Origin of the sequence: Streptomyces sp. NPDC056486, from assembly GCF_042795295.1 — a bacterium.
Lineage (GTDB): Bacteria > Actinomycetota > Actinomycetes > Streptomycetales > Streptomycetaceae > Streptomyces.
The window spans coordinates 20,910-39,061 of the sequence record NZ_JBHTSF010000040.1 but is presented as its reverse complement, the minus strand read 5'-3'; the positions used below and the strand labels follow the sequence as shown (position 1 = coordinate 39,061).

Here is an 18,152-nt window from a genome sequence, read left to right as displayed (position 1 = left end):
GTGTTTCCCGCCAACCCACCTGATCACCCCGCACACGATTCGGAGCCACTCGCCCATGTCGGACACCTCCCTCGACTCATTGGTACTCCACGCCACTGACAACGCCGTCTCGTGGATCACCCTCAATCGCCCCGAAGCCATGAACGCCGTCACCTGGGACCAGCGCGAACGCGTCATCTCGCTGCTCGCCGAAGCCTCCGGCGATCCCGGCGTCCGTGCGGTCGTGATCACCGCGACCGGCAAGGGCTTCTGCGCGGGGGCCGATCTGCGCGGTGCGCCGGGCAGTGCCGAGCGCGTGCCCGGTGACGTGGCCCGCACGATCAAGCTGGGCGCCCAGCGCCTCGTTTCCGCCGTCCTTGACTGCGAGAAGCCGGTGATCGCCGCGGTGAACGGGACCGCGGCCGGGATCGGCGCGCATCTCGCCTTCGCCTGCGATCTCGTCATCGCCGCCGAACAGGCCAAGTTCATCGAGGTGTTCGTGCGCCGTGGCCTGGTCCCGGACGGCGGCGGGGCCTATCTGCTGCCCCGTCTCATCGGGCCGCAGCGGGCCAAGGAGCTGATGTTCTTCGGGGACTCCGTGCCGGCCGCGGACGCCGAACGGCTCGGGCTCGTCAACCGCGTCGTGCCCGTCGACGAGCTGGAGAAGACGGCCCGCGCCTGGGCGGAACGCCTCGCGAGCGGGCCGACCCGCGCCATCGCCATGACCAAGCAACTGGTCAACGCGGCGCTCGAATCGGACCGCGCGACGGCCTTCGCGGCGGAGGCCGCGGCGCAGGAGATCAACATGACGACGGCGGACGCGAACGAGGGCGTGGCCAGCTTCGTGGAACGCCGTTCACCTTCGTACGAGGGACGTTGAGTCCGTCCGAGGACTCCCACGACACACCAAGGATGCACGGGACCGCCCCCACACTCTTCCAATCTGATGCCCCGTCAGCTTCAATGATTGATGTGATGGGACATGCGGGAATGGCGGCCACCGCCGTCCGATACCTCAGGTCGGTCGGAGCACCGACCACCACAGGACCGGTCGAAGCCCTTCCGCGCCCGCGCCCGCGGCTGCGGGCGGTCGGCGACGACGAGCGGGCGCCCCTCGACGCGGGCGAATTCCGGCGCGTCCTCGGGAACTTCGCGACCGGCGTGACCGTTGTGACAGCACCGGCATCCGAAGGCGAACCGGGCCCGGCCGGATTCGCCTGTCAGTCCTTCTCCGCGCTCTCCCTCGACCCGCCCCTCGTCTCCTTCATGGTCGCGCGTACGTCGACGACGTGGCCGCGCATCGCCCGCGCGGGCGTCTTCTGCGTCAACGTCCTGGGCGCTGGCCAGGGCGCGCTGTGCCGCGGTTTCGCGGTGAGCGGCGCCGACAAGTTCGCCGGTGTCGTGTACGACTCCGCGCCCGTCTCCGGCTCGCCCCGCCTGGCCGGCGTACCGGCCTGGATCGACTGCACGATCCAGGCGGTGCACACCGGGGGCGACCACCTGATCGTGGTCGGCCGCGTGGACGCCCTGGGCGCCACCGACGACGGCGAACCGCTCCTGTTCCACCGGGGCAAGTTCGGCGGGTTCGGCAAGTTCGCTACGTGAGCGCGGGCCGCGCGGCTGTCTCGTCGTCACCGATCCGACGCCGGATGACCAGGGACATCAGCGCCGCCACCGCGCACAGCGCCCCCGAGGCGATCCACATCACGTCGTACTTCCCGAAGGTGTCCCGCACGACACCGCCGATGAATGCCACGAGCGCGGCACCCACCTGGTGCGACGCGAGCACCCAGCCGAAGACGATGGCGCTGTCGTCGCCGTACTGCTCGCGGCAGAGGGCGAGGGTCGGCGGCACGGTCGCCACCCAGTCGAGGCCGTAGAAGACGATGAAGAAGATCATCGGCGGGTTCACCGTCGAATCGAGCAGCAGCGGCAGGAAGAGCAGCGAGATGCCGCGCAGCGAGTAGTAGACGGCGAGCAGCCGCCGCGCGTCGAAGCGGTCCGTGAACCAGCCGGACGCGATCGTGCCCACGACGTCGAAGATGCCGATGACGGCGAGGAGCGACGCGGCCGCCCTGACCGGCATGTGGTGGTCGTGTGCGGCGGGCACGAAGTGCGTCTGGATCAGACCGTTCGTCGAGGCGCCGCAGATGGCGAAGGTCCCGGCCAGCAGCCAGAACGGTCCGGTGCGGGCCGCCTTGAACAGCACGGTGACCGCACGCCGCGCGGCCCCCGTGGCGGGCGGCGGCTTCTCCACGAACTCCTCGGACCCGTACGGCTTCAGGCCCACGTCCGCGGGATGATCGCGCAACAGCAGCCACACGAACGGAACGACGACGAGCGCGGCCAAGGCGACGGTCACCGCGGCGGGGCGCCAGTTGTAGGCGTCCACGAGCCAGGAGAGCACCGGCAGGAAGATCAGCTGCCCGGAGGCGGAGGCGGCCGTCAGGATGCCGGTGACGAGGCCGCGCCGTGTGGTGAACCACCGGTTGGTGACGGTGGCGGCGAAGGCGAGCGCCATGGACCCCGACCCGAGCCCGACGAGCAGCCCCCAGCACAGCAACAACTGCCAGGCGGACTCCATCCAGACGGTAAGACCGGACCCGAGCGCGATCACGACAAGAGCGACGGCCACCACCTTCCGGATGCCGAAGCGGTCCATGAGCGCGGCGGCGAACGGCGCGGTGAGCCCGTACAGCGCGAGATTGATGGAGACCGCGAGGCCGATCGTGCCGCGCGACCAGTCGAACTCCTCGTGCAGCGGGTCGATGAGCAGGCCCGGCAGGGACCGGAAGGCCGCGGCACCAATGATCGTCACGAAGGTCACGGCGGCGACGAACCACGCCCGGTGGATACGACGCCGCTGCCTCGGCGCCTCCATGGAGGGCCCCGGCGTCTCCACGGGCGGCCCCGCCGCGTCCACGGGCGGCTCGACCGGCTGATTCACGTCTGTCTGGGTCACGACAAACAGCATCCGGGTCGCTCGACTCCCGAACGAGTGGCCCAAAGGACAGCATTAGCTAGAATCGGGCCATGGCCTCATCGACCGGCACCACCACCGCCACCCCTCACCGCGTGGTGGTCCTCGCCATGGACGGCGTCATCCCCTTCGAGTTCGGCATCCCGCAGCGGATCTTCGGCCGCGCGAGGACCGCCGACGGCGCGCCGCTGTACGAGGTCGTGACCGCCTCCGTCCGCGCTCCGGGCCCGGTGCGCACGGACGCCGACTTCGCGATCCTCGTGGAGAACGGCCCGGAATGCCTGGCCACGGCCGACACAGTCGTGATCCCGGCGTCGTACGAACTGGGCCCGGTCTACGAGGAAGGCCGCCTGACCGACGAACTGACGTCAGCACTCGCCCACATCACGCCGGGCACGCGCCTGATCTCCATCTGCACCGGCGGCTACGTCCTCGCCGCCGCGGGCTATCTCGACGGCCGCACCGCGACGACGCACTGGTCGTCGGCGGAGCACTTCCAGCGCCTCTTCCCCCGGATCACGGTGGACGCGGAGGTGCTGTTCATCGACGACGGGGATGTCCTCACCTCGGCGGGTGTGGCGGCGGGCCTCGACCTCTGTCTCCATGTCGTACGCAGCGACCACGGGGCGGCCGTCGCCAATGACGTCGCCCGCCGTACGGTGGTGCCCCCGCACCGGGACGGTGGCCAGGCCCAGTACATCCAACGCCCGGTCCCTGAACCCCAGTTCGCGACCACGACGTCTGCGCGGGCCTGGGCCCTTGCCCGACTCCACGAGCCGATTCAGCTCCGCGACATGGCGGATCAGGAATCCATGTCCGTACGCACCTTTACGCGCCGGTTCCGCGAGGAGGTGGGGATCAGCCCCGGGCAGTGGCTGACGCAGCAGCGGGTCGAACGGGCTCGGCACCTCCTGGAGTCCAGCGACCTCTCCGTCGACCAGGTCGCCCGGGACGCGGGGTTCGGCACGGCCCAGTCCATGCGGCAGCACTTGCAGGCGGCCCTGGGCGTAACCCCGACGGCATACCGCCGCACCTTCGCCCAACGGGCCTTGCGGTGACCCGGGGTACCCCCGCCCCGAACAGGCCTTCCCCACCACCCGCCCGATCACCCCGCGTCCAGTCCTGAACGAACAAGCCTTTCCCTCCCACCCGCCCGATTGCCCCGCGTCGCCAAGCGGTGGGCGGGTGGATTGATTGGCACAGGCGGGGGTGGGCGGGAGAGCTCGGGTGCCACCGGGGGGGGCCGGTGGGAGAGCACAGGTGCCACCGACGGGGTGGGGCATTGGACGTCGGCAGGCAAGCAGGCAGGACGCGACGCGCCCCAGCCATGGGACCAGCCCCGACACACCCGCAGTCGGCATCGAGACGCGAGGGGACGTGTCGGTATGTCTGCCCGGAGCACGGTACTCAGCGCTCCCCCCCACCGAAGCGGGCAGCGACCAGTAGCGGATAGCGAGGACGGACATACCGGCGCGGCCCCGCCCCCACAACCGGACCGGAACCGCACCCGCACCCGCACCCGGGCCGCCCCGCTACAGCCGCCCCCGGCGAGACCCCTCAGAACGTCAGCACCCCCCGCGCCACCCGCCCCGCCTCCGCATCCGCCACCGCCTTGGCGAAGTCCTCCACCGGGTACGTCTCCGTCACCAGCTCGTCGAGGAGCAGCCGCCCCTCCCGATACAGCTCCGCGTACAGCGCGAAGTCCCGCTGCGGTCGCGCCGACCCGTATCGGCAACCCAGGATCGACTTGTCCAGGAACAGTGACGACACCAGGAACGACGCCTCGGCCGTCGCCGCCGGAACCCCGAGCAGCACCGCCTGCCCATGCCGGTCCAGAAGGTCGATCGCCTGCCGGATCAGCTCGACCCGGCCCACGCACTCAAACGCGTGGTCGGCCCCCGTCGGCAGGATCTCCTTGACCGCGTCCCCCTCCGCCGAGGACAAGAAGTGCGTCGCCCCGAACTGCCGCGCCACGCCCTCCTTCTCAGGGTTCGAGTCGACGGCCACGATCCGCGTCGCCCCCGCGATCCGCGCCCCCTGCAGCACATTCAGGCCGATGCCCCCGGTCCCGATGACCACCACACTGTCCCCGCGATCCACCTTCGCGCGGTTGAGGACAGCGCCGACCCCCGTCACCACCCCGCACCCGATCAACGCGGCCGACGTCAGCGGAATGTCCTGCGGGATCTTCACGGCCTGCACGGCCTTCACCACCGTGCGTTCCGCGAAAGCGGAGTTCGCCGCGAACTGATAGACCGGCTTGCCGCCCCGCGAGAACGGCTGGTCCGGCATCCCGATCGCCCGCCGGCACATCGTCGGCCGCCCCCGGTTGCACTCCCCGCAGGCCCCGCAGCTGGCAATGGTCGAGAGCGCCACGTGATCGCCGATCTCCACATGCGTCACGCCCGCACCGACCGCCTCCACCACCCCCGCCCCTTCATGCCCGAGCACCACCGGCGAAGGGAAGGGAATGGTCCCGTCGATCACGGACAGATCGCTGTGGCAGAGACCCGCGGCCTTGACGGCGACAAGCACCTCCCCCGGCCCGGGGACCCGTATCTCAAGGTCGTCGACCACCTCGACGCCGTTCCCTCCGTTCCCCCCGCCCCGGCTCCCCTCGGCCCTGCTCCTGTCGAAAACGACACCCCTCATCGCGCCTCCCTCGGCAGGCCGAGCACGCGCTCGGCGATGATGTTCCGCTGAATCTCGTCCGAGCCGCCGTAGATGGTGTCGGCCCGCGTGAAGAGGAAGAGCCTTTGCAGGGCGTCGAGTTCGTAAGGAGCGCTCTCGCTCCAGTCCGCGGGCCCGACGGCAGCCACGGCCCCCCGCACCCCCATGGCCAGCTCCCCCAGCCGCTGATGCCACCGCCCCCACAGGAGCTTGGCCACACTGGGCGCGCCCTCGTCACCAGTGGCGCTACCGCTCGAACTGCCCAACGTACGCAGCGCGTTCCACCGCATGACCCGCAACTCCGCCCACTGCCGTACGAGCCGCTCCCGCAGTACGGGATCCTCGACGGCCCCGCTGTCGACGGCCTCCCGGACCACGCCCTCCAACTCCTCCGCGAACCCGATCTGCTGCACGAGCGTGGAGACGCCCCGCTCGAATCCCAGCAGCCCCATGGCCACGCGCCACCCGTTCCCGGCACCGCCCACCACGTGCGAGGCACGCGCGATCGCCCCGTCGAAGAAGACCTCGTTGAACTCGCTCGTGCCCGTCAACTGCCGTACGGGCCGCACCTCGATACGTCCGGGCTGATCCATCGGCACCAGCAGGAACGAAATCCCCCGGTGCCCACGGGACCCCTCCTCCGTCCGCGCGAGCACGAAGCACCAGTCCGCCTCATGGGCGAGCGAGGTCCAGATCTTCTGCCCGGTGATGCGGTACACGTCACCGCCCCCGTCCCCGCCCCCGTCCCGCACCGCCACCGTCCGCAGCCCCGCCAGGTCCGACCCGGCGCCCGGCTCGCTGTACCCCTGGCACCACAGCGTCTCCCCGCGTGCGATGGGCGGCAGGAACTCGTCCCGCTGCTCCTGCGTGCCGTGGGCGATGAGCGTCGGGGCCAGCAGGTTCTCGCCGATGTGGCCGTGGCGCCCGGGCGCCCGGGCCCGCGCGTACTCCTCGGCCCAGACCACCTGCTGGGTCAACGACGCCCGACGATTCCCGTACGCACCCGAGTACGCCCCCGAACCCGAGCCAGAACCAGAGCCAGACCCCGGACCCAAACCCGCACCCACCCCCGCACCCGACCCCGCCCCCACATCCCACCCGAGCCCGATCCACCCACCCCGCCCCAACTCCCGCTCCCAGGCCCGCCGTTCCGCCGCCCCCTCGTGCTCACTCCCCGGCCCGCCCCGCCCGACCGCACCGGCGAACACCCCCGTCAGATGCTCACCGAGCCAGGCCCGTGCCTCCGCGCGGAACTCCTCGTCCTCGGGCCCGAATCCGAACTCCACCGCCCGGCCCCGGCCTACGCGTTCGGCCGGTCTTTGGCGGCGGCGGCCTTCGCCATCGCCTCCAGTTGCGCCAGCATCGGCATCGGGTCGACCCCCACCGTCCCCGGCAGGAAGTCGGCGATCTTCTCCGGGGTCCAGCCGCCCTCGACATACCCGGCCCGCAGCTCACGGGGCTGGGCCCATACGGCGATCTTCGGTCCGGCGACCGTATAGACCTGCCCGGTGATCTTCTCCTCGCGCGCCCGGTCGCTCAGCAGGTACGTGACGAGCGCGGCCACGTCCTCCGGCTCCCCGATCTCCTTCAGCTCCATGGGCACGTTGGCGGACATCCTCGTCCGCGCGACGGGCGCCACCGCATTCGCCGTCACGCCGTACTTGTTCAAACCGAGCGCCGCACTCCGCACCAGCGAGATGATCCCGCCCTTGGCCGCGCTGTAATTGGCCTGCGCGACGGACCCCTGGTGGTTGCCGCTCGTGAAGCCGATCAGCGTCCCCGTGCCCTGCTTCCGCATGACCGCCGATGCGGCCTTGAAGACGGTGAACGTGCCCTTCAGGTGCGTGGCGATCACCGGGTCCCACTCCTGCTCGGACATGTTGAAGAGCATCCGCTCGCGCAGGATCCCGGCGACGCACACCACACCGTCGATGCGCCCGTACTCGGCGAGCGCGATGTCCACGATCCGCTGGCCGCCCGCCATGGTCGAGATGTCGTCGGCGACGGCGACGGCCTCGCCGCCCGCCGCCTGGATCTCCTTGACCACGCCGTCGGCTATCTCGCTGGTCGGTTCCGCGCCCTCCATGGAGACGCCGTAGTCGTTCACGACGACCCTCGCGCCCTCGGCTGCGGCGGCGAGAGCGACCGCCCTGCCGATGCCGCGCCCGGCACCGGTCACGGCCACCACCTTGCCTGCCAAGAAGTTCCCCACGTCCGGCCCCTTCCCGCGGTTTCTGACGGACCGTTAGATTCTATGACCCGTCAGATACCAGAAGACAAGCCCCGGGGAGGACCCATGTCAGACTCGGCACCCTCAGACTCGGCATCCACAGGCACCACCGCCCCCAGCTCCACCCCCTCCGCCCTGCCACCCGAGTTCCACGACATCGCCAAACGCGTCAACAACTGGGGCCGTTGGGGAGCCGACGACGAGATCGGCACCCTCAACCTCATCACCGACGAGGTCGTACGCGAGGCCGCCGCCACCATTCGCGCCGGTAGGCGCATTCCGATCGCGCTTGACCTCAAGGAGGACGGCGTCCAGACCGGCCTGATACCCGGCCGGGTCAACCCCCTCCACACGATGGTGCAGATCAACCAGGAGCTCTTCGGCCCCGGCACGGTCGCCACCAGCGACGACGCGGTCACGATGGGGCTGCAGACAGCCACCCACTGGGACGCCCTCACCCACGCGTCGCACTCGGGAAAGATCTACAACGGCCGCCCCGCGGACACCATCGCCGCCCACACCGGCGCCCGGTTCAGCGGCATCGACAAGGTGCCGCACCTCGTCTCACGCGGCGTCCTGCTCGACGTCGCCCGCGCCAAGGGCGTCGACCGGCTGCCCGGCGATCACGCGGTCACCCCCGAAGACCTCGCGGAGGCCGAGGAGTTCGCGGGGCTCACCGTCCGCGCCGGCGACATCGTCCTCGTACGCACGGGGCAGATCCAGACCTATCTGGCGGGCGACAAGCACGCGTACGGCTATCCGTCCCCCGGCCTCTCGATCCGCACCCCGGAGTGGTTCCACGCGCGGGATGTCGCGGCGGTCGCCAACGACACTCTCACCTTCGAGATCTTCCCGCCCGAGATCGAGAACCTCTGGCTGCCCGTGCACGCGCTCGACCTGGTCGAGATGGGGATGCTGCAGGGCCAGAACTGGAATCTGGAAAAGTTGTCCACAGCCTGTGCAGAAGTTTCCCGCTACAGCTTCCTGCTCTCCGCGATGCCCGAGCCGTTCATCGGCGGCACGGGAACGCCCGTAGCACCGGTCGCGGTGCTGTGATCTGCGGGATGTGATCTGCGAGCCGTGGCCTGCGGCCCGTGAGCCTTCGGATGGCGGCGCCCCGGCTCCCGCCCGAGCGCGTTGCCGCACGCGCCGCCATCCGGCTCCGGCGCACAGGTCCTGCCTTCTCCGGCCACGAAGGGACCGGCGCCGACGGCGACCCACATCTCGTCAAGGGCCGGGCCACAGGCCACAGTCCCTCGACGTCCCCTCGCGGCGAATCGCTGCACACAAGCGTGACCACGCGGACACGGTACGTCAACACCCGTTCGATGATTAGTGAATTATGCCGTTTTTGTACCGGCTGCGCACGGCCGCGCACCGTGGCACTCGGCGGCGCATACAGGCGTTCGACGCCGGCATGCGGGCGTCCGGTGCCGATACGCAGGCGCACGGCGCCGAGATGCGGGGCTCAGACCGCCTCGTATGCGACGCCCTCGTAGTCCTCATAGGTCGCTCCGTCGAACGCGGCCGCCTCGACGCCCGGCTCGCACCGGTCCACCTCGCACCAGATGCTCTTGCCCACACCTTCGGCCTGCCAGCCCCAGCGGTCGGCGAGGCCCTCGACGAGTTCGAGGCCGCGGCCGTTGGTCGCGTCGCCGTCCGCGCGCCGCGGTGTCGGCGGGCGCGCACTGGCGTCGGCGACCTCGACCCGAACGGTCCCGGGCCCCGCCTGCGCGGCGCCCGAGCCTCCCGTGCTCCCCGTGGCCGCGGCTTCATCGGCGGCATCGGGGGCGTCCGGGAGCCGCATGCGCAGTACGGCCGGACAGCCCGTATGCACGACCGCGTTGGTGACGAGCTCCGAGATCAGCAGGATCAACGTCTCGGCCAGCGGCTCGTCGACCCCTATCCCGGAACAGGCGAGCCGCGAACGCGCCCACCTGCGGGCCCGCCCCACCTCCGCGGGGTCGGGCCTGACCTCCAGCTGAACATGAAGCACCTGCACCGCTCACACCATCCGAACCGGCGGACACATCGCCTCGCGACTCCAAAGGGTCACGGAACGTGATCCCCTTGAGAGACAGCATGGTTGACGTTCAGTCACCCCAACAAGCGCTTCAGGCATATACCAGCGCGAAGGAGTACGCGTGCGGCATACTGTGCGACGCGCGCTGCGGGGGGTCGAACAGGCGGGCATACAGCCCCTTCCTGCACTGCGAGCGGCACGCATTGCCAGGTCCGGCGCTGCCTCAGGGGCAACACCGGCATGGCTCGACCTCAGAACCACTCGCATCTCACACAAGGTACCGGAGCGGAAGCCCGACTCCATGCCGTGACGAGTCACGCCTAGGACACAACCCGATATCGACGCTCAGTAGCCTCCCCCCACTTGGGGGACTCCACAAGTCGATCACTCTTCGCACAGAGGCCCCACAGGCCACAGGCCTCACAGCGCCGCCGCCAGCTCCTCCTCCGCCCGGGCCGCCGTCCGCCCGAGGCCGGCCCGCACCCAGGCCCGCTTCAGATGCAGATGTACGTCGGCCTCCCAGGTGAACCCCATCCCGCCGTGCACCTGAAGACAGTCCCGCGCGCCCCGCACCGCCGCCTCGTCGGCGAGCAGCTTGGCTCCCGCGATCTCCAGTACGTCACCGGTGACGGCCGCGGCGTAGACGGCGGCCCGGGCGACCTCGGTGCGGACGAGCATCTGTGCACAGAGGTGCTTGACGGCCTGAAATGCCCCGATGGCCTGGCCGAATTGCGTACGTTCCCGGGCATACTGGACGGCCATCTCGCAGGTCTTCCCCGCGCTGCCCACCTGCTCGGCGGCGATCAGCAGGTCCGCCTCCGCCTCCGTCCCTGTCCTCGCCCCCGCCCCGCCACCGGGCACCCGGTGCAGTGGCGTCAGCGGATCGACGGACCGCAGCGGAACGGCGCCGGAGACATCCCCCAGGACCACATCCGCCTCGTCCAGCCAGGGAACGAGCCCGCCACCAAGTCCCCCCTCGATCCCGCCACCGAGCCCGCCGGATACAGCAGTCACCACGACCGCCCCCCGATCCGCACCCTCGACGTCCCGCGCCGCGAGGAACGTGGCCACCAGCGGTCCGGGAAGCAGCGCCCGCCCCGCCTCCTCGAAGGCCAACACGGCTTCAGGAAGTCCGAGTCCGACCCCGCCCTCCTCCTCCGGCACCCGCAGCGAGAAGAACCCGGCGTCCCCCAGCTCCCGCCAAAGGGCCCGGTCCAGCGAGGGAACCCCGGAGGAGTCCGCGGCGGCCCGCAAGGCACCCACGTCGAACCGACCCTCCAAGATCTCCCGCACACCGCCCCGCAACGCCCGCTGGTCCTCCGTCAGTTGGAAGTCCATACGAACCCTCACCGCCCCTTCGGGAGGCCGAGTATCCGCTCGGCCACGATGTTCTGCTGGATCTGCGAGGTCCCGGCGGCGATCGTGTACGAGAGGGAGGAGAGCCGGTCCAGGGTCCACTCGTGGTCCAGGTCGAGCGCGCCGGGGCCCAGGACCTCGCCCGCGGCCTCGTACAGCTCCTGTCGTGCGTACGAGTACCGCAGCTTGAAGACGGACCCGCCCACCCCCGGCACACCGCTCCCCGCCCGCTGCGACTCGCTCACGTTCCACTGCGTGAGCCGCCACAGCGCCCCGAACTCCGCGCTCAGCCTGCCGAGCCTGCGACGCAGGACTGCGTCGTCCCAGCGCCCGTTCTTGCGGGCCTCGCGGGCGAGCTCGCCCAGGACACGGCGGCAGGCGACGACCTCCCCCACGAAGGCCGTCCCGCGCTCGTAGGACAGCGTCACCATCGTCACGCGCCAGCCGTCGTTCTCCGCGCCGACCCGGTTCGCCACCGGAACCCGCACCTCGTCGAGGAACATCTCGGCGAACTCGGCCGAGCCCGCGAGCGTGCGCAGCGGCCTGACCGTGATCCCGGGGGCGTCCATCGGCATCGCGAGCCAGGAGATGCCGCGGTGCTTGGGCACGTCCTCGCTCACCGGTGTCGTACGCACGAGGAGCTCGCACCAGTCGGCGACCTCCGCGTGCGAGGTCCAGATCTTGGAACCGCTCACCACGTAGTCGTCGCCGTCCCGCCACGCGCGCGTGCGCAGTGACGCGAGGTCCGAGCCCGCGTCCGGCTCGCTGAACCCCTGGCACCACACCTCGTCGCCGCGAAGGACGGGCGGCAGCCATCGGGCCCGCTGTTCCGGCGTCCCTTCGGAGGCGATGGTCGGGCCCGCGTGCAGCAGACCCACGAAGTTCGCCCCCACGTAGGGCGCGCCCGCCTTCTCCGTCTCCTCCAGGAAGATGAGGTGCTGGGTGGGGGTGGCCCCACGGCCGCCCGCGTCGACGGGCCAGTGCAGGCCCGCGTACCCCGCGTCGTACAGCCTGCGCTGCCACCCCATGTCGTACGCGCGCCTGCCGGGCCAGTCCAACGGGTCGGGCCGTGCGGGCAGTTGGGGCAGCGTCTTGGCCAGCCACTCGCGCAGTCCGGCCCGGAAGGATTCCTCCTCATCGGTGTACGTGAGGTCCACGTCAGGCCCGCCTGTCGGTCATGGTGTCTCCTCCGGCCGCGCGTCCAGTCCCGGCGGGCGATCTGATGACCCGTCAGATGGCAGGCTAGCTCCGCACCCCTGGACCGACAAGGCGGTGAGCCTTACGCTCTCGGCACGATCTGACTATCCGTCAGCTACCTGACCGTCAGCTGTCTGTCTCTCATCCCGCTGGACTCCGGCCGCGAGGGGATCACATGAAGGCCTCAGGGAACGCAGTCGACGAGACCGCGCACGCACTCGGCGCCTCCCGCACCCTCTGGGAGCTCATCGAACGCCGCGCCGCTCTCACGCCCGACGCCCCGGTCCTGATCCAGGCGTCCGCAGGCCGGGCCCTGCCCGCCGACGACCGGCGCCTCACCTTCGGCGAGCTGCGCGACCGGTGCGAACGCGTGGCCGCCGGGCTCTACGAAATGGGCGTACGCCCCGGCACTGTAGTGGCCTGGCAGCTGCCCACCCGCATCGAGACCGCCCTGCTCTCCTTCGCGCTCGCCCGTATCGGCGCGGTCCAGTCGCCGGTCATCCCCTTCTACCGCGACCGCGAAGTCGGCTTCGCACTACGGGAGTCGAAGGCGGAGTTCTTCGCCGTGCCGGGGGTGTGGCGCGGCTTCGACCACACCGAGATGGCGCGACGGCTCGGCGCGCGGGGCGTCTTCGAGGCGTACGCGTACGACGATCTGCCGGACGCCGATCCCTCCGTGCTGCCCGCGCCGCCGTCCGACGGCACGTCGGTGCGCTGGATCTACTGGACATCGGGCACGACGTCCGACCCCAAGGGCGTGCTGCACACGGACCGTTCGCTGATAGCGGGCGGCTCGTGTCTCGCGCACGCGCTGCATCTGTCGGCGAACGACATCGGCTCGATGGCGTTCCCCTTCGCGCACATCGCGGGCCCCGACTACACGGTGATGCTGCTCCTGTACGGCTTCCCCGCGGTCATGTTCGAGTACTTCGCGCTGCCGGACGCGCTCGACGGCTACCGGCGGCACGGCGTGACGGTGGCGGGCGGGTCGACCGCGTTCTACTCGATGTTCCTCGCCGAGCAGCGCAAGCTGGCGCCGGGCGCGAGGGTCATTCCCACCCTGCGCCTCCTCGCGGGCGGTGGGGCGCCGAAGCCGCCGGAGATCTATCACGCGGTCGTACGGGAGATGGGCTGCCAGCTCACCCACGGCTACGGCATGACCGAGGTGCCGATGATCACCATGGGCGCGCCGGACGACACCGCCGAGAACCTGGCGACGACGGAGGGGCTGCCGCCGAAGGGGATGGAGATCCGGATCACGGACGCCGAGGGCAAGGAGGTGCCCGCCGGTGTCGACGGCGAGGTGCGGCTGCGCGGCGAGGCCGTCTGCCAGGGATATGTGGACCCCGAGCAGAGTGCGGGGGTCTTCGACGCGGACGGCTTCCTGATCACGGGTGACCTGGGGCACGTACGGACGACGGGGCACCTCGTCCTGACCGGCCGGGCCAAGGACATCATCATCCGCAAGGGCGAGAACATCTCCGCGAAGGAGATCGAGGACCTGCTCCACCGGCATCCGGCCGTGGGGGACGCGGCGGTCATCGGCCTCCCGGACCCCGAACGGGGCGAACGGGTCTGCGCGGTGATCGAGCAGCGACCGGCGGGCGACGATGTCCCCGCCCTGACCCTGGATTCCATGACGGCGTATCTGCGCGGGGAGGGGCTCTCCACGTACAAGCTGCCGGAGCAACTGGAGGTGGTGGAGGCCCTTCCCCGCAACGAGACGTTGCGCAAAGTGCTCAAGTACAAGCTGCGGGAGCGGTTCGCGCGGGGCTAGGGCCCTAGCCGGTCCGATCGTCCCGGCTCACTCAGGAACGGTGAAGTACGCCGCGAACGCCGCGACGACCTCTTCCTCCGTCACACGCCCGTCCCCGTCCGTGTCGAGCGAGCTGCCCGCGGCGCTCGCGATGTCCGTCGGGACACCGAAGGCCTTCAGGACGCGCTCGACCTCTCCGGGGCTGAGCGCACCGTCCCCGTCGCCGTCCGCGACGGCGATCACGGCGTCCAGGAAGGGCCGTGCGATCTCGGCGAACCGGGCCGGGTTGTCCCGCAGGCGCTTCACCGCGCCGCCCACGAACTCCGGCTTGGTGATCCGCTGGTCACCGTCACGGTCGGCGATCCCGGCCATGCCCTGCCAGAAGGCCTCGGCCCCGATGTAGAGGGACTGGCCCTTCTCGGAGCGTGCCTTCGCGCCGAACTCGGTGAGCAGGGCGGCGGCCGCCGTGCTGAAGTCCTCACGGGAGATGTAGCCATTGCCATCTTGATCGAAGGTGGCGAAACGGGCCGCGATCTTACGCTCGTACTCGGCACTGTCCATGGTGTTCGGGCCGCCTCACTTCTGCGGTTGGGTGCGTGTGCACAGGGGGTTCCCCGGGTGTCTCTGGCAGCGAGCGTACGTCTTCGGCGACCGCCCGGAGGCGTGAAGCCGACGCTTGTGCCAAGACCGGAACAAGAGAGGTTGTACCAGGGGGCGATCCTTGGTGATCTTTTGGGTCCGCCTTGACCTCGTCACACACCTTGCCGATGTGCGCGCTTTCATGCGGCCACGACCAGTGATCCAAACCTCCCGAGTGTCATGATCCGGTCAAAGATCATTTACGGACGCGCAAAGCGAACACACAGCGAGACATGCCCTACGGTCCGTGCACGCCAAATCTCAACTGACGCTGTCGCTTCCGGGTGCTACGTTCCTGCATTTCTTGAGCAAACTGTCGTCGGGGGAAGCGATCAGTACGTCGAGCAGTACGTCAGGCAGTACGTCAGAAGTCCTCAGCGCCACGGGAGTCGACCTCTCCTACGGCTCAACGACCGCCGTCCGTGACGCCCATCTGACCCTGGCGCGCGGCGAGATCGCGGCGATCACCGGGGCGAGCGGCTCCGGCAAGTCCTCGCTCCTGTACTGCCTGGCGGGCGTGCTGCCGCCCGCACGCGGCGAGGTGCGGTTCGAGGGACGGGCGTACGGCGAGCTCGACGACGAGGGCATCAGCGCGCTGCGCCGCGAGCGCTTCGGCTTCGTCTTCCAGTACGGCGAGCTGCTCCCCGAGCTGACCATCGAGGAGAACACCGCCCTGCCCCTGCGCCTCGCGGGACAGCGCAAGCGCCCCGCGCTCAAGGCCGCCGCCGAGGTGCTCGACCGCCTCGGGATCGCCGACCTGCGCGAGCGGCGGCCCTCGCAGGTGTCCGGAGGGCAGAGCCAGCGCGTCGCCGTGGCGCGGGCGTTGGTGCACAAGCCGGCCGTGGTCTTCGCCGACGAGCCGACCGGCTCGCTCGACAGCGCCAACGCCGCCACCGTCCTCAAGGAGTTCCTCGGCCTCGCCCGCTCGCAGGGCACCGCCGTCCTCCTGGTCACGCACGACGCGGCCGTAGCGGCCCAGGCCGACCACAACTACACGATGGCCGACGGAGTCCTCGCCACGAAGGGCGCACCGGCATGAGCGAGTTCCTGCTCGGCCTGCGGCTCCTCTTCGGCTCCGGGCGCGGCTCCCGCGTACGTTTCCTGCTCATGACCCTCGGCGGCTCCCTCGGGGTGTGCTGCCTCGCGCTCGTCCTGACGATCCCCTCGATCCTGGGCGCCCACGACGGACGGGCCGCCGACCGCGACCCGCAGGTCTTCGTCGGCAAGAAGTCCGGGCAGCCCACCCTCGTCGTCCAGCGCTCCGACCCGCACGGCTCGAAGCCGTTCAGCCGCGTCTTCCTCGCCCGCGGCAAGGACGGCGCCGACGTACGGCCACCGCCAGGACTGAGTGAACTCCCCGCACCCGGCGAGGTGTTCGTCTCCCCCGCACTGCACGACCAGCTCCGCCGCGAGCCCGGCCTCAAAGGGCTGCTCCCCGGCGAGGAGAAGGGCCTGATCGGCCCCTCGGGCCTGACCGACCCGAACGAGCTGTACGCCTACGTCGGCACCACCAAGGACCGACTCGGCGACGACGCACGCGCGTTGAAGAGCTTCGGATCCGAGCACCCGCCCACCACCGCCGTCGAGAAGTCCACCCTCGACATCCTGCGCTTCGCCCTCGCCGCCCTCGTGCTGCTGCCCCTGGGCGTCTTCCTCTCGGTCTGCGCCAAGCTCTCCGCAGCAAGCCGCAACCGGCGCCTCGCCGCCCTGCGCCTGCTCGGTCTGAGCACCAAGGGCACACAGCGCGTGAACGCCGCCGAGACCGTCGTCGCCGCCTTCCTGGGGGCGCTCATCGGCCTCGCCGAATTCTGGCTCCTCAACCAGATCATGGCGAGGACCGGCCTTCCGGGCCTCAAGTGGTACCCGGCCGACGGCGCGCTCTCCGCGTCCACGATCGCCGTCTGCCTGATCGGCTGCACGGCGCTCTCCTGGTTCGTCGGCCGCGGGAGCGCTCGCGCGGCGGCCACCAACCCGCTGAGCACCCGGCGCACCGCGGCCCCCCGAGCGCCCCGCGTCTGGGGCGGCCTGCTGCTCGTCACCGGGCTCGGCATCGTCGTCGGCTACAGCGCGACCGGCCTCACCGACAACCCCGCGCAGTCCACCGGCATCAACTCCCTTCTGGTGCCCGGCGGGGTGCTGCTCACCGGGCTCGGCCTGGTGACGGTCATGCCGCTGCTCTCGTACGGCATCGCAACCCGCCTCGCCCGCTCCGGCAATCTCGCCCTGAGCCTTGCCATGCGGCGCAACGAGGTCGAGCCGGGCAGCGCGATGCGTGTCGTCACGGGGCTCGTCCTGCTCGTGTTCTCGGCGTCGCTCGCGCAGGGCGTTCTGGTGGAGGAGCAGCAGATCACCCGCTCCGACTCGCCCGTGCAGGAGTACGGCCTGCGGCTCTCGCAGCTCAGCGGGGAGCAGCAGGGCAGGCTGCGGGACATTCCGGCCGTGCGGGCGGACGCGATCGTGATGGATCCGCGCACCGACCCCGACAAGGAGGGCGGCGACTGGCAGGCCCCGGCCCTGGTCGCCACCTGCGCGCAGCTCGCGAAGCTGGTGGAGCACGCTGCGGGCTGCGAGGAGGGCAAGGTGCTCCGGCTCCAGGACCCGAACGTGTCCGAGTCGCCCATCAAGACCTCCACGTACGCGATGAAGCAGCAGCAGGGCGGCAAGCACGCCTCGCTGAAGGTGAAGGTGCCCGACGCCACCGTCCTGTTCGACGGGTACGACGTCACCAACATGCCGAGTCCCGGCCTCCTGGTCCCGCCCTCCGCACTCCCGGCGCACGCCCTGCCCACCGCCGCCACGCTCGTCCTCACGAGCAGCTCGGACCCCGGGACCGTACGGGACGTGCTCGACCGCGTCGGCGCCGTCGCGCCCACGGCCGACGTCGATCCGGCGGGCATCAACATCGACGGCCTCCAGCAGATCACCGTCATCGAGACGCTGCTCGCGCTCGGCATGGTGATGGGCCTGATCATCGGCGTCGCGGCGTTCCTCGTCTCCGTCACCGACCGGGCCGTGGAGCGCCGCCCGCAGGTCACCGCGCTGTCCCTGATCGGTGCGCGGGCCCGCACCCTGCGTCTCGTGCAGTGCACCCAGGTCGTGCTGCCGCTGGCCGTGGGCCTGCTGCTCGCGCTCGTCGCGGGGAAGCTCGCCGAGTCCGCCTATCTGGTCACCGGCGGCGGCGAGACCTTCTGGGACGGGGCCGGGGTGCCGCTCCTGGTCGCGGCCATGGCCGGCGTGCTCGTCCTTGCGGTCGCGGGGACGCTGCCGCTGGTGGGGCGGCGCATCGATCCGGAGCTGATCCGGCGGGACTGAGTTGCCGGGT

At 70.7% G+C, this 18,152-nt stretch carries 15 protein-coding genes; 7 read left to right on the top strand and 8 right to left on the bottom strand.

What is annotated here, in order from left to right:
- The first annotated feature begins 55 nt into the window (after positions 1–55).
- Both ACFQ7F_RS18240 and ACFQ7F_RS18235 read left to right on the top strand, forming a co-directional pair.
- A complete protein-coding gene (locus ACFQ7F_RS18240; protein WP_383271465.1) occupies positions 56–859 on the top strand; it encodes an enoyl-CoA hydratase/isomerase family protein in 804 nt (267 codons plus the stop codon).
- 95 nt (positions 860–954) lie between these two features.
- Positions 955–1,584, top strand: coding sequence for a flavin reductase family protein (locus ACFQ7F_RS18235; RefSeq protein ID WP_383271463.1), 630 nt, complete (start codon positions 955–957; stop codon positions 1,582–1,584).
- Here the strand turns inward: ACFQ7F_RS18235 and ACFQ7F_RS18230 are convergent.
- Complete coding sequence (locus ACFQ7F_RS18230; protein WP_383271509.1) at positions 1,577–2,860, bottom strand: MFS transporter; 1,284 nt, start codon at positions 2,858–2,860, stop codon at positions 1,577–1,579. The genes ACFQ7F_RS18235 and ACFQ7F_RS18230 overlap by 8 nt on opposite strands.
- 152 nt (positions 2,861–3,012) lie before the next feature.
- Here ACFQ7F_RS18230 and ACFQ7F_RS18225 point away from each other — a divergent pair, with 152 nt between their 5' ends.
- Positions 3,013–4,017: a GlxA family transcriptional regulator gene (locus tag ACFQ7F_RS18225; protein ID WP_383271461.1), complete on the top strand. Its 1,005-nt coding sequence runs from the start codon at positions 3,013–3,015 to the stop codon at positions 4,015–4,017.
- A 499-nt stretch (positions 4,018–4,516) separates the two neighbouring features.
- On the opposite strand, the gene ACFQ7F_RS18220 is transcribed toward ACFQ7F_RS18225, so the two are convergent.
- From ACFQ7F_RS18220 to ACFQ7F_RS18210, 3 genes are read right to left on the bottom strand one after another with little or no spacing between them, the layout of a single operon-like run.
- Positions 4,517–5,611, bottom strand: a complete 1,095-nt coding sequence (locus ACFQ7F_RS18220) for a Zn-dependent alcohol dehydrogenase (RefSeq protein WP_383271459.1) — start codon at positions 5,609–5,611, stop codon at positions 4,517–4,519.
- Positions 5,608–6,915, bottom strand: a complete 1,308-nt coding sequence (locus ACFQ7F_RS18215) for an acyl-CoA dehydrogenase family protein (RefSeq protein ID WP_383271457.1) — start codon at positions 6,913–6,915, stop codon at positions 5,608–5,610. The genes ACFQ7F_RS18220 and ACFQ7F_RS18215 overlap by 4 nt, the downstream gene beginning before the upstream one ends.
- A gap of 14 nt (positions 6,916–6,929) precedes the next feature.
- The gene (locus tag ACFQ7F_RS18210; protein WP_383271455.1) at positions 6,930–7,841 is read right to left on the bottom strand and encodes an SDR family oxidoreductase; all 912 of its coding nucleotides are present in this window, start codon (positions 7,839–7,841) and stop codon (positions 6,930–6,932) included.
- Between the two features lie 84 nt (positions 7,842–7,925).
- Between ACFQ7F_RS18210 and ACFQ7F_RS18205 the strand changes: the two genes are divergently transcribed.
- Positions 7,926–8,915 (top strand): cyclase family protein, encoded by a 990-nt coding sequence (locus tag ACFQ7F_RS18205; protein WP_383271453.1) that lies wholly within the window; start codon positions 7,926–7,928, stop codon positions 8,913–8,915.
- 412 nt (positions 8,916–9,327) lie between these two features.
- Here ACFQ7F_RS18205 and ACFQ7F_RS18200 read toward each other — a convergent pair whose 3' ends face one another.
- From ACFQ7F_RS18200 to ACFQ7F_RS18190, 3 genes are all read right to left on the bottom strand, one after another.
- Positions 9,328–9,861, bottom strand: a complete 534-nt coding sequence (locus ACFQ7F_RS18200) for an ATP-binding protein (RefSeq protein ID WP_383271451.1) — start codon at positions 9,859–9,861, stop codon at positions 9,328–9,330.
- A gap of 441 nt (positions 9,862–10,302) precedes the next feature.
- On the bottom strand, positions 10,303–11,220 hold the full coding sequence (locus tag ACFQ7F_RS18195; RefSeq protein ID WP_383271449.1) for an acyl-CoA dehydrogenase family protein: 918 nt from the start codon (positions 11,218–11,220) through the stop codon (positions 10,303–10,305).
- 8 nt (positions 11,221–11,228) lie between these two features.
- On the bottom strand, positions 11,229–12,395 hold the full coding sequence (locus tag ACFQ7F_RS18190; protein ID WP_383271447.1) for an acyl-CoA dehydrogenase family protein: 1,167 nt from the start codon (positions 12,393–12,395) through the stop codon (positions 11,229–11,231).
- Between the two features lie 215 nt (positions 12,396–12,610).
- Between ACFQ7F_RS18190 and ACFQ7F_RS18185 the strand changes: the two genes are divergently transcribed.
- Entirely contained in the window at positions 12,611–14,212 is a 1,602-nt protein-coding gene (locus ACFQ7F_RS18185) for an AMP-binding protein (protein ID WP_383271445.1), read from the top strand.
- A 27-nt stretch (positions 14,213–14,239) separates the two neighbouring features.
- Here ACFQ7F_RS18185 and ACFQ7F_RS18180 read toward each other — a convergent pair whose 3' ends face one another.
- On the bottom strand, positions 14,240–14,752 hold the full coding sequence (locus tag ACFQ7F_RS18180; RefSeq protein ID WP_383271443.1) for an EF-hand domain-containing protein: 513 nt from the start codon (positions 14,750–14,752) through the stop codon (positions 14,240–14,242).
- A gap of 391 nt (positions 14,753–15,143) precedes the next feature.
- On the opposite strand from ACFQ7F_RS18180, the gene ACFQ7F_RS18175 reads away from it, so the two are divergent.
- Positions 15,144–15,869 carry an ABC transporter ATP-binding protein gene (locus ACFQ7F_RS18175; RefSeq protein WP_383271507.1) on the top strand — a complete coding sequence of 242 codons (726 nt, stop codon included), beginning with the start codon at positions 15,144–15,146 and terminating at the stop codon, positions 15,867–15,869.
- Positions 15,866–18,142 carry an FtsX-like permease family protein gene (locus ACFQ7F_RS18170; protein WP_383271441.1) on the top strand — a complete coding sequence of 759 codons (2,277 nt, stop codon included), beginning with the start codon at positions 15,866–15,868 and terminating at the stop codon, positions 18,140–18,142. Before ACFQ7F_RS18175 ends, ACFQ7F_RS18170 begins: the two co-directional genes overlap by 4 nt.
- Positions 18,143–18,152 lie beyond the last annotated feature (10 nt).

Bases quoted from the DNA above. Each gene is read 5' to 3' on its own strand.
- ACFQ7F_RS18240 (WP_383271465.1), top strand. From the start codon at position 56: ATGTCGGACACCTCCCTCGACTCATTGGTACTCCACGCCACTGACAAC.
- ACFQ7F_RS18235 (WP_383271463.1), top strand. From the start codon at position 955: ATGGGACATGCGGGAATGGCGGCCACCGCCGTCCGATACCTCAGGTCG.
- ACFQ7F_RS18230 (WP_383271509.1), bottom strand. From the start codon at position 2,860: ATGGAGGCGCCGAGGCAGCGGCGTCGTATCCACCGGGCGTGGTTCGTC.
- ACFQ7F_RS18225 (WP_383271461.1), top strand. From the start codon at position 3,013: ATGGCCTCATCGACCGGCACCACCACCGCCACCCCTCACCGCGTGGTG.
- ACFQ7F_RS18220 (WP_383271459.1), bottom strand. From the start codon at position 5,611: ATGAGGGGTGTCGTTTTCGACAGGAGCAGGGCCGAGGGGAGCCGGGGC.
- ACFQ7F_RS18205 (WP_383271453.1), top strand. From the start codon at position 7,926: ATGTCAGACTCGGCACCCTCAGACTCGGCATCCACAGGCACCACCGCC.
- ACFQ7F_RS18195 (WP_383271449.1), bottom strand. From the start codon at position 11,220: ATGGACTTCCAACTGACGGAGGACCAGCGGGCGTTGCGGGGCGGTGTG.
- ACFQ7F_RS18185 (WP_383271445.1), top strand. From the start codon at position 12,611: ATGAAGGCCTCAGGGAACGCAGTCGACGAGACCGCGCACGCACTCGGC.
- ACFQ7F_RS18180 (WP_383271443.1), bottom strand. From the start codon at position 14,752: ATGGACAGTGCCGAGTACGAGCGTAAGATCGCGGCCCGTTTCGCCACC.
- ACFQ7F_RS18170 (WP_383271441.1), top strand. From the start codon at position 15,866: ATGAGCGAGTTCCTGCTCGGCCTGCGGCTCCTCTTCGGCTCCGGGCGC.